A 14,307-nucleotide genomic window follows, 5' to 3' on the forward strand; every position below is an offset into this window, starting at 1 on the left:
ACGCGGCCTTCAGGTCCTTCAGGATGCCGCGGTTCTTGGCCATGATGGCGGCGCGCTCCTTGGGGTAGCCGGCGCCGCGCTCGTTCTCGAGCAGCTTGCGGTAGCAGTCCTGCAGGTTCAGCTCAGCGGCCCAGCCGAAGCCCTTGGCGTAGGGCATGGACATGCAGTTGCCGTCGTTGATCTGGCCGAACAGGAAGGCGTCGGTCGGGTCGATGACCAGACCGCAGAAGACGCCGGGCATGGAGTTGCAGGCCAGCATGGAGCCCATGCCGGTGCCGCAGCCGGTGACGACGAAGTCGGCGGCTTTGGAGTTCAGCAGGATGCCGGCCAGCAGGCCGTTCATCACGTAGGTGAGCGACGCCTTGTCCTCGGGCGTGTACATGCCGTAGTGGTGGACGCTGTGGCCCAGCGGCTCGGCAACGGTCTTGAGGGCGTTGTGGACGATCTCGGACTTGGCGGCCTGGCTGTTCTCGATGATGAGGGCGATCTTCATGGCGGGTGGCTTTCGGTAGCGGAATGGGGGCTGGGGCGGCACAGGCCACCCCGGTTGCATGGGCCGCGGCTGCTCGAGCCAGAGGGGCTCGAGCGCGGGCCGTCATGCCAGGCGTCCGCCTCGAAAGGCCGGGACTGCATGGTCCCGATGGAGCAACCTGGCCAACCGCGCACCTCGAAGCGAGGTGCTGACGCTGGCGCCATTGTGCCACTTGCGCCAAATATTGGAACGCCGTTTCATAAAAGCACTCAAGCCCGCGATCGATGCGATGCGAGCCTCGCAGCATCAGCGGCGGTGGGGATCGTTGGGCCGGCGGTCGGCACCGTTGGGCACGCCATCACGGTCCGCGTCGCCGCGGGCCCAGCCACCGCGCCGCAGCTCCCAGTGGCCGTTGCGCTCCTCCCAGGCGGGCTGGTTGTACATGTAGCCGCGGCGCTCCTTCACCCAGACGCCCTGCTGCCAGACGTGGCGGCGGCCGTTCCAGTTCCAATAGCCGGGCACCCAGACATAGCCGCGGCGCGCGCCCGGCATCACTTCATGACGTGGAGGCGGCGGTGCGGTCCGGATGGACACGCTGACCTGTGCTGCGGCTGCGGTCGGGAGTGCTGCTGCACCAAAGGCACAGCTGGCGACCAGACACGAAGCGAGGAGGGTTCTGTTGAGCATGACGATCTCCAAGTGACAGGAGGTCATTCAACGACTGGCCCCGACGCGCGGTGGTCGGACAAGCGCCCGTCGCGCCGCAAAGTTGTGCAAAGCGTCCAACTGATCGAAGGCGGGTGAGGCCTGCCGCAGCGCCTCAGTCGCCTTCACCACCCAGCGGCTTCAACTGCCGGCCCGCCGGCAGAGCGCGCAGGTATTTGAAGGTGCCCGTCGCATGGGCGCAGAGCTTGTCACCCGCACCGAATACCGAGCCCTCGCAGAAAGCCATGGTCGTCGAGCGATGCAGCAGCTTGCCCACCGCGCGCAGTTCGCCCTCGCCGGGGCGCATGAAGCTGGTCTTCATCTCCACCGTGACGACGCCCGGACCGAGGTCCGGCAGGTGCCGGTTCACGCTGCGGGCGGCATGCGCCATCGCCACGTCCAGCAGCGTCATCACGACGCCGCCGTGGGCCACGCGCCAGGAGTTCAGGTGCTGCTCGCTGATCAATAGCCGAAGCTCGGCTTCGCCGTCACCGACCGAGTGCAGCGTGAAGCCGAGTTGCTGGACGAAGGGGATGTGGACCGGGAACTCCATCCGCCCATCATCCGCCATGGATGGCCGAAACGCCGCCGTCCACCGCCAGGATCTGGCCAGTGATGTGCTTGCCGGCCCTGGACGCAAACAGCAGGGCCGCGCCCTTCAAATCGTCGTCATCGCCGATGCGGTTCAGCGGCGCGTGGGAAGCGAGTTGCTCTTCACCGATGGTCGCCATCAGGCCCTTGGTCATCTTGCTCGGGAAGAAGCCCGGCGCCAGCGCGTTGACGGTGATGCCGTAGGCGCCCCACTCGCCGGCCAGCGCGCGCGTGAAGTTCACGGCCGCGCCCTTGCTGGTGTTGTAGGCAATGGTCTTCATGACGGCCGAGTTGCCGCCCAGGCCCGCGATGGAGGCCACGTTGATGATGCGGCCCGACTTGCGCGGGATCATGCTGGCCTTGGCCACCGCTTGCGCAAAGACGAAAAGGCTGCGGATGTTGAGGTCCATGACCTTGTCCCAGGCCTCGATGGGGTGTTCCTCGGCGGGTGCACCCCAGCTCGCGCCGGCGTTGTTGACGAGGATGTCGATCTGGCCGAGTCGCTCCATCGTCTCCCTGACGACGCGCTGCGCATCCTCTTCCTTGGCCGCGTCGGCCGCGATCCAGCGCGTGTCGATGCCGCGTGCCTGCAGATGGGCCGCGGCCTCTTCCAGGTCGGCTGCCTTGCGCGAGGTCAGCATGATCTTGGCGCCTGCTTCACCGAGGGCTTCGGCGATCTGCAGGCCCAGGCCACGCGAGCCGCCGGTGACGAGGGCCACCTGGCCGCTCAGGTCGAAGAGGTCTTGGACTTTGGTGCTCATGGTGTCTCCTTAGAAGTATTCAGCTTTCATTTCGCGGCACAGCGGCTCGCGGCGCGCAACCACGTCCAGCCAGGCGCCGATCTTGGGCAGCTCGTAGGCGAAGAAGTAGCGGGCCGCGGCGCGCTTGCCGTGGGCGAAGTCGCTGTCCCCGTGCACGCTCAGCACGACGTCCAGCCACAGCCAGGCCAGCACCGTGTGGCCGAAGGCCTGCATATAGGGCGTCGCATTGGCCAGCGCTTCTTCGGGCTCGCCCGTGCTCCAGGCCTTCTTGGTCGCGCCGCCCACTTGTGCCAACGCTGCGGCCAGCTGGTTGGCCTGCGGCGCCCAGTCGGTCTGCATCGCGCGCTCGATGGTCTGCTGCACTCGCGCGGCCAAAGCAGCGAGAGACGCCCCGCCCTGCTGCACCACCTTGCGACCCAGCAGGTCCAGCGCCTGGATGCCGTGCGTGCCCTCGTGGATCATGTTCAGGCGCTGGTCGCGCCAGTACTGCTCGACGGGGAAATCACGCGTGTAGCCATAGCCGCCCAGCACCTGGATGGCCAGCGAGTTGGACTCCAGGCACCACTCGCTCGGCCAGCTCTTGGCGATGGGAATGAGCACGTCCAGCAGCGCCTGGGCTTCGGCCTTCGCGTCACCGGTATTCAGCTCGTCGACGAGACGGGCACAGTACAGCTCCAGCGCCAGGCCGCCTTCGACATAACTCTTCTGCGCCAGCAGCATGCGGCGCACGTCGGCGTGTTCGATGATGGGCCGCTGCGGGCTGGCCGCGTCCTTGCCGGTCGCGGTCATCGGCCTGCCCTGGGGACGCTGCTTGGCGTATTCCAGGCTGGCCTCGTAGCCGGCGTAGCCCAGCATGACGGCACCGAGACCCACGCCAATGCGCATCTCGTTCATCATGAAGAACATGCAGCGCAGGCCCTCGCCGGGCTTGCCGACGAGATAGCCCACCGCGCCCGCCTTGCCGCCCGGCTGGAAGCGGCCTTCGCCGAAGTTCAGCAAGCAGTTGGTCGTGCCGCGGTGGCCGAGCTTGTGGTTCAACCCGGCCAGCGCGATGTCATTGCGCTCGCCGGTCAGCTGGCCGTTCTCACCGACCATTTGCTTGGGCACGATGAAGAGCGAGATGCCCTTGGTGCCCGGAATGAGCTTGCCGTCCGGCCCCGGGATCTTGGCCAGCACCAGGTGGACGATGTTCTCGCGCAGCTCATGCTCGCCGCCCGAGATCCACATCTTGTTGCCGCGCAGCCGGTAGCGCGCTCCGAGGGTGTCGGCCTCGTCTTCCAATTCAGCGCGCGTGACCACGTCGGACAGCGACGAGCCCGCCTGCGGCTCCGACAGGCACATGGTGCCGAACCACTGACCAGCCAGCAGCGTCTTGGCGAACACCTCGCGCTGGCGCTCGCTGCCGTGTTCCATCAGCAGGTTGGCATTGCAGGTCGTCAACACGCCGTAGGAGCCAGCGTGGACGTTGGCCATGCTGACGAAGGCATTGGCGGCCGTCTCGACGAGGCAGGGCAGCTGCATGCCGCCCAGCTCGTAGTCATGCGCCGCAGCCATCATGCCGGAGTCCACCAGGGCATTGACCGCCTCCAGCGTCGCCGCGGGCAGGTGCACGCGCTCGCCACCTTCATCCACAACCACGCGCGGCTCCTCCGTGTCCATCAGCCTGTAGCTCGGCGCGAACTTCTCGCGGGCGATGCGCTCGCAGGTGTCGAGCACGGCGCTGAAGGTCTCGCGCGAATGGTCGGCAAAGCGCTCGCGCGCGGTGAGGTCGCCAGCACGCAGCCAGTCGAACAGAAGGAACTCCAGGGTGTCGCGCATGGCTGCTATCCCGTTGTGGTGACGGCCGTGGGCTCAATGCCCAGGTCGGCCATGATCAGTCGCCCGCAACGCGGACGATGGTGCCCTGCGCCAGCGCACAGAGCTTCTCGGCGCCGCCCTTGACGGCAAAGATCTCGCAGCGACAGACCGCCTGGTTCTTGCTGACCGCGTCGGCGCTGGCGCGGGCGATCAGGCGTTCGCCAACGGCCGGACGCACATAGTTCACCTTGAACTCGCTCGTCACGACCTCGACCTGCATGGCCGTGCCGCCGGCATAGGTCAGCGCGTTGTCGGCCAGATAGCTGACGACGCCACCATGCGCAAAACCATGCTGCTGCAGATGCTCGGGCTTGAGCACCAACTGCAGCTCGACCTTGCCCGGGGACAGCGCCGCCAGTTCCGTGCCGAGCAGGCGGCTGAAGGCTTGCTTGGCCAGGATCTCGCGGCCCATCTGCAGGAAGACCTCCGGCGAGACGGCCATGGTCTTCAGAGCACTTCGAAGATGCCCGCCGCGCCCATGCCGCCGCCAATGCACATCGTCACGCAGACGCGCTTGGCACCGCGGCGCTTGCCTTCGATCAGCGCATGGCCGGTCAGGCGTTGACCCGACACGCCGTAGGGGTGGCCGACGGCAATCGCGCCGCCATTGACGTTCAGGCGGTCCATCGGGATGCCCAGCGTGTCGGCGCAGTACAGCACCTGCACGGCGAAGGCTTCGTTCAGTTCCCACAGGTCGATGTCGGCCACCGTCAGGCCCAGCTTCTTCAGCACCTTCGGGACAGCGAACACAGGACCGATACCCATCTCGTCGGGCTCGCAACCGGCCACGGCAAAGCCGAGGAAGCGGCCGATGGGCTTGAGGTTGTGCGTGGAGGCGTACTGTTCGCTGACCAGCGCGCAGGCGCCGGCACCGTCGCTGAACTGGCTGGCGTTGCCGGCCGAGATCAGACCGCCGGGCATGGCGGAGCGCAGGTCCTTGATGGCGTCATAAGTGGTGCCTTCGCGCAGGCCCTCATCGGCGCTGATGGTGACTTCCTTGCTCATCAGGCCCATGACCTTGTCGGCCACGCCCATGGTGGTCGTCACCGAGATCAGTTCGTCGGCGAACTTGCCGGCGGCCTGGGCGGCGCAAGCCTTCTGCTGGCTGCCGGCGCCGTACTGGTCCATGCGCTCACGCGAGATGTTGTAGCGCTTGGCCACGTTCTCGGCGGTCTGCAGCATGTTCCAGTAGATCTCAGGCTTGAGCTTCATCAGCGCCGGGTCGACCAGCATGTGCTTGTTGGCCTCTTGCTGCACGCAGGAAATGCTCTCGACGCCGCCGGCGATGTAGACATCGCCCTCGCCGGCAATGATGCGCTGCGCGGCCATCGCAATGGTCTGCAGGCCGCTGGAACAGAAGCGGTTGATGGTGACGCCGCTCACCGTGATCRGCAGGCCGGCCTTCAGCGCGATCTGGCGCGCGATGTTGGAGCCGGTGGCGCCTTCGGGCGTGGCGCAACCCATCAGCACGTCTTCGATGGCACCGCCATCGATGCCGGCGCGCTCGACGGCTGCCTTGACGGCGTGGCCACCCAGCGTCGCGCCATGGGTCATGTTGAACGCGCCCTTCCAGCTCTTGGCGAGCGGCGTGCGGGCAGTGGAGACGATCAGTGCGTTGCTCATGTCTTGTTCCTTGTCAGTCGCGCGCTGCGATCAAGTGAAGCTCTTGCCTTCCGCCACGAGGCGGGCCAGCAGCGGGGCGGGCGTCCAGAACGCACCGTCATCCATCGGGTTCTTGGCAAAGCGCTTCATTGCCTGCACGACGTTGAAGAGGCCGAGGGTGTCGGCGTAGCACATCGGGCCACCGCGGAAGATCGGAAAGCCGTAGCCGGTCAGGTAGACCATGTCCACGTCCGACGCGCGCTGGGCAATGCCCTCTTCCAGCAGATGCGCGGCCTCGTTGACCAGGGCGAACACCAGGCGGTGCACGATCTCCTCGTCGCTGATGTCGCGCTTCTTGGCGCCGATGGCTTCGCGGTGCTTGGCGAGCATCTCGTCGACGACCGGTGACGGGATCGCGTCGCGCTTGCCAGGCAGGTAGTCGTACCAGCCAGCACCGGTCTTCTGGCCGAAGCGGCCCAGCTCACACAGGCGGTCGGCGCTCGCCGAGTACTTCATGTTGGCGCGCTCTACAGCGCGGCGCTTGCGGATCGCCCAGCCGATGTCATTGCCCGCCAGGTCACCCATGCGGAACGGACCCATCGCGAAGCCGAACTTCTCGACCGCCTTGTCGACCTGCTGCGGCGTGCAGCCTTCATCGAGCAGGAAGCCGGCCTGGCGGCTGTACTGCTCGATCATGCGGTTGCCGATGAAGCCGTCGCAGACGCCCGACACGACAGCCGTCTTCTTGATCTTCTTGCCAATGGCCATGACCGTGGCCAGTACATCCTTGGCGGTTTCCTTGCCGCGCACCACTTCCAGCAGCTTCATCACGTTGGCCGGGCTGAAGAAGTGCATGCCCACCACGTCCTGCGGGCGCTTGGTGAAGGAGGCGATCTTGTCGACGTCCAGCGTCGAGGTGTTGGACGCGAGAATGGCGCCGGGCTTGGCGACTTCGTCCAGCTGCTTGAAGACGGCCTCCTTGACGCCGATCTCCTCGAACACCGCCTCGATGATGAGGTCAGCATCGCCCAGGTCCGCGTAGTTCAGCGTCGTGCTCAAGAGCGACATGCGCTGGGCGTATTTGTCTTCCTTCAGCTTGCCCTTCTTGACCTGCGATTCGTAGTTCTTCTTGATCGTCGCGACGCCGCGGTCCAGCGCTTCCTGCTTGGTCTCCAGGATGGTGACCGGGATGCCCGCATTCAGGAAGTTCATCGAGATGCCGCCACCCATGGTGCCGGCGCCGATGACGCCCACCTTGGCGATGGTGCGCAGCGGCGTGTCTTCGGGCACGTCGGAGATCTTGCTGGCCACGCGCTCGGCGAAGAACAGGTGGCGCAGCGCCTTGGACTCGGGCGTCAGCATCAATGCCATGAAACCCTCGCGCTCGGCGCGCATGCCGTCGTCGAACTTCATGTTGACGGCACTGGCCACGGTCTCCAGGCAGCGCAACGGCGCGGGGAAGTTCTTGCTCATGCCGCCCACCATGTTGCGGGCGAACTGGAAGTAGGCCTCGGCGTTGGGGTGGCGGGCCTTCAGGTCTCGCACCTTGGGCAGCGGGCGCTTCTCGGAGACTTCTTCAGCGAACTTGACGGCGGCATCGACCACGTCGGCGTCGACGATCTTGTCGAACAGCTTCTGGCCCGGGACCATGGCCAGCATCTGCGCCTCGACCGGCTCGCCGCTGACGATCATGTTCAGCGCGGGCTCCACGCCCAGCGCGCGTGGCAGGCGCTGCGTGCCGCCGGCGCCAGGCAGCAGGCCCAGCTTCACTTCGGGCAGTGCGACCTTGGTGCCGGTCTGCGCGACGCGGTAGTGGCAGCCCAGGGACAACTCCAGGCCACCGCCCATGCAGACGCTGTGGATGGCCGCGACGACCGGCTTGCTGCAGTTCTCGACGACAGCGATCAGGCTCAGCAGGTTCGGCTCGGCCAGCGCCTTGGGGCTGCCGAACTCCTTGATGTCGGCACCGCCCGAGAAGGCCTTGCCGGCGCCGGTGATGACCAGGCTGGTGATGGCCGGATCGGCTTCGGCGCGCTCCACGCCGGCGGCAACGGCGGCGCGGGTGGCAAAACCCAGGCCGTTGACCGGCGGGTTGTCGAGCGTGATCACGGCGACGCTGCCGCGAACTTCGTAATGGGCTGTCATGGGCACGACCTCAGTTGGCGGGCCCACCGCGCCTTGCGCAGCCGGCCCAGAATAGAACGACCGTTCGATTCTAGGCAGCGCCCGCCGCGCAGTCTTGTCCCGGCAGTGACAAAGGCGCGCCCGGTATTCCGGGCCGAGCGCCGGGCCGCTCCCAAGCCGGCCTGGCTGGCGATGTGCTTGCCGGTCGACCCGGCAAGCATCGCCGTCCCTTCGGGGGACCGACTGGGCGCGCCCGCGTTCAGCGGGGAGAGCCCGGGCGAGGGGCTTCAGTTCAATACTGGGACTTGGGCAGGACCACGGTGTCCTTGAACGCCTTGGCCGCCTCCGGCTCCGCTGGCGGCTGCAGCTTGGCCTCGGCATAGCGGCGCATGGCCTCGGCGGCATCCAGGGGGGCAACAGGTGCAGGAGCCTGGCGCGGCGCGGGCCGCACTGCCAGGCGCAGCTCATGGCAATCGCGCTGCAGCTGCTCCACCTGCTTGCGTGCCTGGGTGAGCTGCTGGGCGCCAAGTTGGCGGGACTGCTCCACGTGCATCACCCGCTCATGCTCGCGCTTGATTCGTTTGGCTGACCAGGCGTAGACGGCACCTCCCGCCACCAAACCGCCCACAGCAAAGCTGCCCACCAGCTGCAACAGTTGACCGTTGTCCATTTTTTCTCTCCCCTGACACCGTTGTCCGTTGGCACTGTATCGGTCTGACGGCGCAACGCCCGTCTTGCCAGGGTTTGTCACGAGTCGCCACCGCTTCGTCTCGCCCTTGGACGCCCAGCGCCCCCCGGCTAGAGTGCGGGCCATGCTGATTCCGGTCGTCTACCCACCCCGCGATCCCGCGCCGCCGCCGCAGTTTTCCCCGCCGCCGCCGCCAAAGTCGGAGGAGCCCGCGCCTCCTCCACCGCCCGAGCCGCCTTCCACGGCATCCACGACCGAGGGCGATGTGCCCTGGATGCTCTATCTGCTGCGCGTGCTGGGCCTGTGCGCCTTTCCCGTCGTCATCGTCATCGCCGGCGTCGCCGTGCTGCTCGGCCTGGAACAGGCCCGCGAAACGCTGCTGTCGCTGGAAGTGGGCAGCGCACAGACCGCCCTCCTCGTCTTCACCTTCGGCTTGTGGCTGCTGCTGGCCTGGTATGTGAGCCGCCTGCTGCTGGACCGCCGCTTCAAGCCCGACACGCTGGGCGAGTGCATGAACCCGCGCTTTGGCGACGGCCTGCGTCGCTGGCTGCCGCGCGGGCTCATCCTCGGCGGCGGCCTGCCCATCGCGATCTTCTTCCTGGTGCAGACGCGCGAGCGCCTGATCGGCGTCGCGCTGCTGGCCGTCACGGCGGGGCTGGCCCTTTTTGTCTGGAAGCGGCGCGCCTGGCTGCTCAAGCTCGGCACGGGCTCGCGGCTGGCGCGCTGGCTCGCGCTGGATGGCCGGCGCGAGGCCATCGCGCTGCTGGAGCGTGAGGACCGCATGAGCACGCCGTCGCGCGTGCTCGTCGCGCTGGTGCTGCTGCTGCAATGGGGCGTGTTCGCCGCCCTCGTGGCCTGGCCCGAGGCCACGGCGCGCGCCATCGGCTCACCGGCCCTGGTGCTGCTGGCCATGGGCAGCTGGATCGTCTTTGGCGGCATCCTGCTGACCTATGCACCCAAGGCGTTGATACGCATGCCGCTGACGCCGTTGCCGCTGCTGCTCTTCGTGGCATTTGCCCCGCTGAACGACAACCACCGTGTGGCCGACCCCGAGCGCAGCGCTCGCAATGCCATCGCCGCCCGCCAACCGGCCGACGCCTGGGTGCAAACCTGGCTGCGCACCGTGGGCGCGGACGGCAAGCGGCCGCTCGTGATCGTCGCCGTGGCCGGCGGCGCCTCGCGCGCGGCGTATTGGGGCAGCGCATCGCTGGCGCGCCTGCAGGATCTCGGTGAACAACAGGGCGTCAACTTCGCCGACTCCGTCTTCGCCATCAGCGGCACGTCGGGCGGGGCCCTGGGCGCGGCCAGCTTCGTCGCCGCCGTGGACGCCCGCCGCCAGGCGGTCGATGCTGCCAACTGCACGCCCTGGAAGCTGGTGCGCGACTTCACTGGCCGCGACCATCTCGCCACGCCGGTCGGCGACATGCTCTACCCCGACCTGGTGCAGCGCTTCCTGCCCCTGGCCGTCGCCGGCGCGGACCGATCTCTCGGCCTGGAGAAGGTCTGGACGCATGACTGGCCCAGGAGCCTGGCCCAGCAATGTCCGCTGCGCCCGACCGCCCATCCCAACCCCTGGGGAGAGGCGATGACGGCCTTGCACGGCCGCGCCACCGACGCCGAATGGCTGCCGCTGCTGGCCATGAACGCCACAGCCCTGTCGCGCGGCCAGCGGGTCTACCAGTCCGACTTCCTGCTGGCCGGTGGCGACGGCATCGACCTGCTCGACCCCTCGCTCGGCCTGGAGGTCGAGCGCATGACGCTGGCTCAGGCCGTGCACAACAGCGCCCGCTTCCCCTACATCAGCCCTGCCGCAGCCGTCCTCTTCAAGGAGGCGCACAGGGATGAGGAGAACGGCGATGTCGGCCGCGTCTGGGACCGTCTGGGCGATGGCGGCTACGTGGAAGCCAGCGCGACACTGCTGCTCTCCGACTTGCTGCGCGACCTCGAAGCCAGCGGGCGGCTCAAGGCCTGCAAGCCCGAGGACAACTGTGCCGCCCAAGGCGTCCTGGACCGCTCGCGGCTGCGCCTGCTGCTGCTGGTCAACAGCGCCTCGCAGGTCGACGACTGGCTGTGCCGCGACGCACCCACGGCTGCCGATGCGCAGCCGCTGGACGGGCGCCGCTACCGCGCCACGCACATGGGCCTGAACGAGGTGGTCGCGCCGGCGCAGGGCATCCTGAACAGCAACGACGCCCGCGCGCGGGACTCGGCAGTCGAGCTCATCAAGCGCATCGGCGGCTGCGGCCAGGTGGCGGAGCTGCGCATGCCTGCACTGCCGGGCCAACGCCAGCCGTCGATGAACTGGATGCTGAACTCGGCCTCGCGCGAGCTGATCGACGCGGCACTGCTGGAGAAGCTCAATGCCACCGACCCGGCCGTCGGCGCGGCGCAGGCCCAGCTGGTGGCCCATCTGCGCCAGGCCAAGGGCTGGATGCTGCAGATGAAATAGGGCCGTCACAATGCGGCCCCCATGCCCAGCTTTCTCCTGCACCTCTGCACCGCGCCGCAGCGCCGCRCACTCTGGYGCGCCCTGCTCGCCGTCCTGCTCATCGTCATCACCTGCCTGGCCCTGAGCCCGGCACCGCCCAAGACCATCACCACCGGCTGGGACAAGTCCAACCATGCCCTCGCCTTTGCCGCACTGGCCTTCAGCAGTGTCTGGGCCATGTGGCCCGTCTCGCAGCGGCCGCGGCAATGGATCTGGCTGGTGATCGCGCTGATCGGCTACGGCATTGGCATCGAGATCGCGCAGAGCTTTCTGCCACCGCGCGAGGCCGACTGGCACGACGTGGTGGCCGACAGCGTCGGCATCGCCCTGGGTCTGCTGGCGGCCTGGCCCATCACAGCCAGCGCAGCACGCCGACCGTGACGGCGGGCACGAACAGCAGCAGCAGCAACCTCAGCACGTCGCTGGCCAGGAAGGGCATGACGCCCTTGTAGGTCTCGTTCATCGGCACGTCGCGCGCCATGCCGTTGACGACATAGACGTTCAGCCCCACCGGCGGCGCCAGCATGCCGATGCCCACCGTCATCAGCACCAGGATGCCGAACCAGATCGCCTTGGGCTCGGGCGCAAGGCCGAACAGATCCAGGCCCATGATGGTCGGGAAGATGACGGGAATGGTCAGCAGCAGCATGGACAGCTCGTCCATCACGCAGCCGAGCACCACATAGAAGGCCAGCACGCCGGCGACGATGGCCAGTGGCGGCACGGGCAGCCCGCCCACCCACTGCGCCAGATGCGCGGGCATCTGAGTCAGCGCCAGGGCCGAATTCATCATGTCGGCGCCGAGGAAGATCATGAAGACCATGGCCGTCGTCTCGGCCGTGCCGAGCAGTGCGCGCTTGAGTCCATCGCCGCGCAGCTCGCCCGACAGCAGGCCGCTGGTCAGCGTCGCCAGCGCGCCGATGGATGCGCCCTCGGTCGGGCTGAACCAGCCCCCATAGATACCGCCGAAGACGACGACAAAGATGGCCAGCAGCGGCCATACGCCCAGCAGAGCGTGCCAGCGCTCGCTCCAGCTGTGGCGCGGTCCCGGCACGGCCAGATGGGGCCGCAGCCGGCAGGTGATGGCGATGACCGCGAGATAGCCCGCGGTTGCGATCAGGCCGGGGATGAAGGCGGCGGCGAACAGCTTGGCGATGTTCTGCTCGGTCAGGATGGCGTAGACGATCAACGGCACCGACGGCGGGATCAGAATGCCCAGCGTGCCACCCGTCGCCAGCACGGCAGTGGACAGGCGCCCGTGATAGCCCGCGGCCTTCATCTCGCCGTAGGCCACCTGGGTGATGGTGGCGCAGGTGGCCACCGACGAGCCGCAGACCGAGCCGAAAGCGGCCGACGCCAGGATGGCCGCAAAGGCCAGGCCGCCGCGCCAGTGGCCGACCCAGGCAGACGCGGCGCGAAAGAGTGCCTTGGAAAGCCCGCCCTGGGTGGCGAACTGCCCCATCAGCAGAAAGAGCGGGATGACGGACAACTCGTAGACCGTCAGCCGCGCGACGGCGGAGCCCTTGATGAGGTTCAGTAGCGCGGCGTCATTGCTCATCCAGGCGTAGCCCAGGGCCCCGGGGATGAACATGGCGGCCGCGATGGGCACGCGCAAGGCCATCAGCGCGAGCATCAGGGCGAAGATGGCGAGGCCGGCTGTCATCTGTTCCCGAGCTTGGCTTGGCGCACAGGCCCATGCCCGGAGTTCGCCCGGGCGGGCGACCTACTTTCTTGTGCGAACAAGAAAGTAGGCAAAGAAATCGCCCCTGCGAAACCGCCCACCCGCAAAGCGGGTGGGTGCCCTGCGATGCTCGAAGACCGAGGCCCGCGCAAAACTCCCGCCGCTACGCTCTGGTCAAACAGTTGCGCGGAGCCAGTTGTTGAAGCGCGCCAAGGCGCGCGCCTCGGTCTCCTGTGCTTCTCGGCGGTTTCAAAGGGGGAATCCCAAACAGCCGAACAACCAACCGCCAAACGCATCAGACGGCTGGTGCGGGCTGTTCCTTCACTCCCCCTTTGAGTCCCGCCGAGGAGCGCACGGCCTTGAGGCCGCGTGCGCCAGCACGCTTCAAGCTCTGACTCCGCGCAACTGTTTGACCACAGCGGCCCTTGGGCCGCGACGGGAGTTTTGCGCGGGGCCTCAAGGACGGCGCACCGCAGGGAACCCCTCGCTGTGCGAGGGGCGGGCGGTTCGGGGGCGACTCTTTGCCTACTTTCTGGTCGCTCAGAAAGTAGGTCGCCCGCCGGGGCGAACTCCCGGCTGGGCCTGGCCATCAAGCTTCACCTCGCTGAACAGCTTGCACCACCGCAATCACCGCCGTCAGTGCCAAGCCTGGCGCCAGGATGGCGTAGGCCCACCACATCGGCAGGCCCAGGATCATGGTCTGCTCACCGGCCTCGTCCACCGCCGCCGCGCCCATGCCGGTGCGCCAGGCCAGCAACCCCAGCATGACGGCCAGCAGCAGCGCGCCGAAGCGGTCCAGCGCGCCATTGACGCGCTCGGGTGCAGCCTGGGTGAAGAAGTCCACGATGATGTTGCCGCGCCGCAGCTGGCACCAGGGCAGGCACAGCGCGATCGCCAGCGCGATGCCGATCTGGCTCAGTTCCACATCACCACGCACGGGGCTGGCGAACAGGTTGCGGCCGATGACGCTCCACAGCGTCATGCCGGCGACGAGCAGCGCGCAGACGCCGCCCAGCAGCGCAAATACTGCCGCCAGCTTCTCAAGCCATTTCACTTCTTGTACTTGGCCAGCAGCGCCTGCGCTTCGCTCAGCATCTGCTTGCCGGGCAGGCCACGCTTGTCCATGTCGGCGGCCCAATCGTCGTAGAGCGGATGGCTGGCCTTGATCCAGTTGTCCACCTCGGCAGCCGGCACCGTGTAGAAGACATTGCCGCGGTCCACCGCCGGCTTGCGGCCAGGCGCCTGGCTGGCATCCCAGGTGCGGCCGGCGGCCTGCGACAGGGCGGCGCCGGAGTTCCTGTCGATGACGGCCTTCAGGTCGGCCGGCAGGCTGTCGTA

The 14,307-nt window shown here is 67.6% G+C and carries 13 protein-coding genes and 1 pseudogene; 2 read left to right on the forward strand and 12 right to left on the reverse strand.

Translation table 11 applies throughout. The features are described 5' to 3' along the window. The 9 genes from AC1DU6_RS07665 to AC1DU6_RS07705 form a co-directional block, all read right to left on the reverse strand. Positions 1 to 493, reverse strand: a 493-nt coding sequence (locus AC1DU6_RS07665; RefSeq protein ID WP_477856528.1) for an RpiB/LacA/LacB family sugar-phosphate isomerase, incomplete at its 3' end; no start/stop codon positions are given. A 285-nt stretch (positions 494 to 778) separates the two neighbouring features. After that, positions 779 to 1,159, reverse strand: coding sequence for a YXWGXW repeat-containing protein (locus AC1DU6_RS07670; protein WP_056204470.1), 381 nt, complete (start codon positions 1,157 to 1,159; stop codon positions 779 to 781). A gap of 133 nt (positions 1,160 to 1,292) precedes the next feature. Then, complete coding sequence (locus AC1DU6_RS07675) at positions 1,293 to 1,730, reverse strand: PaaI family thioesterase (RefSeq protein WP_457320331.1); 438 nt, start codon at positions 1,728 to 1,730, stop codon at positions 1,293 to 1,295. 7 nt (positions 1,731 to 1,737) lie between these two features. Beyond that, entirely contained in the window at positions 1,738 to 2,529 is a 792-nt protein-coding gene (locus AC1DU6_RS07680; RefSeq protein WP_457320333.1) for an SDR family oxidoreductase, read from the reverse strand. Between the two features lie 9 nt (positions 2,530 to 2,538). After that, positions 2,539 to 4,347, reverse strand: coding sequence for an acyl-CoA dehydrogenase (locus AC1DU6_RS07685; protein ID WP_457320335.1), 1,809 nt, complete (start codon positions 4,345 to 4,347; stop codon positions 2,539 to 2,541). Positions 4,348 to 4,402: 55 nt separating this feature from the next. Continuing rightward, positions 4,403 to 4,828 carry a PaaI family thioesterase gene (locus tag AC1DU6_RS07690; protein WP_056203739.1) on the reverse strand — a complete coding sequence of 142 codons (426 nt, stop codon included), beginning with the start codon at positions 4,826 to 4,828 and terminating at the stop codon, positions 4,403 to 4,405. 5 nt (positions 4,829 to 4,833) lie between these two features. Continuing rightward, positions 4,834 to 6,009 (reverse strand): acetyl-CoA C-acyltransferase, encoded by a 1,176-nt coding sequence (locus AC1DU6_RS07695; RefSeq protein WP_477856531.1) that lies wholly within the window; start codon positions 6,007 to 6,009, stop codon positions 4,834 to 4,836. Positions 6,010 to 6,039: 30 nt separating this feature from the next. Further along, on the reverse strand, positions 6,040 to 8,133 hold the full coding sequence (locus tag AC1DU6_RS07700; protein ID WP_477856533.1) for a 3-hydroxyacyl-CoA dehydrogenase NAD-binding domain-containing protein: 2,094 nt from the start codon (positions 8,131 to 8,133) through the stop codon (positions 6,040 to 6,042). Positions 8,134 to 8,404: 271 nt separating this feature from the next. Beyond that, entirely contained in the window at positions 8,405 to 8,782 is a 378-nt protein-coding gene (locus AC1DU6_RS07705; RefSeq protein WP_457323564.1) for a hypothetical protein, read from the reverse strand. A gap of 142 nt (positions 8,783 to 8,924) precedes the next feature. Between AC1DU6_RS07705 and AC1DU6_RS07710 the strand changes: the two genes are divergently transcribed. Continuing rightward, entirely contained in the window at positions 8,925 to 11,249 is a 2,325-nt protein-coding gene (locus tag AC1DU6_RS07710; protein WP_457323565.1) for a hypothetical protein, read from the forward strand. A 21-nt stretch (positions 11,250 to 11,270) separates the two neighbouring features. Beyond that, positions 11,271 to 11,669, forward strand: coding sequence for a VanZ family protein (locus tag AC1DU6_RS07715; RefSeq protein ID WP_477856535.1), 399 nt, complete (start codon positions 11,271 to 11,273; stop codon positions 11,667 to 11,669). Here AC1DU6_RS07715 and AC1DU6_RS07720 read toward each other — a convergent pair. The 3 genes and pseudogenes from AC1DU6_RS07720 to AC1DU6_RS07730 form a co-directional block, all read right to left on the reverse strand. Next, positions 11,641 to 12,951 (reverse strand): TRAP transporter large permease, encoded by a 1,311-nt coding sequence (locus AC1DU6_RS07720; RefSeq protein ID WP_457323567.1) that lies wholly within the window; start codon positions 12,949 to 12,951, stop codon positions 11,641 to 11,643. The genes AC1DU6_RS07715 and AC1DU6_RS07720 overlap by 29 nt on opposite strands. A 607-nt stretch (positions 12,952 to 13,558) precedes the next feature. Next, a complete protein-coding gene (locus AC1DU6_RS07725) occupies positions 13,559 to 14,023 on the reverse strand; it encodes a TRAP transporter small permease (RefSeq protein WP_457353637.1) in 465 nt (154 codons plus the stop codon). Then, positions 14,020 to 14,307: pseudogene (locus tag AC1DU6_RS07730) on the reverse strand (C4-dicarboxylate ABC transporter); the annotation flags it as partial. The pseudogene AC1DU6_RS07730 and the gene AC1DU6_RS07725, both read right to left, overlap by 4 nt.

The sequence above is a fragment of the Roseateles sp. P5_B10 genome (assembly GCF_056400485.1).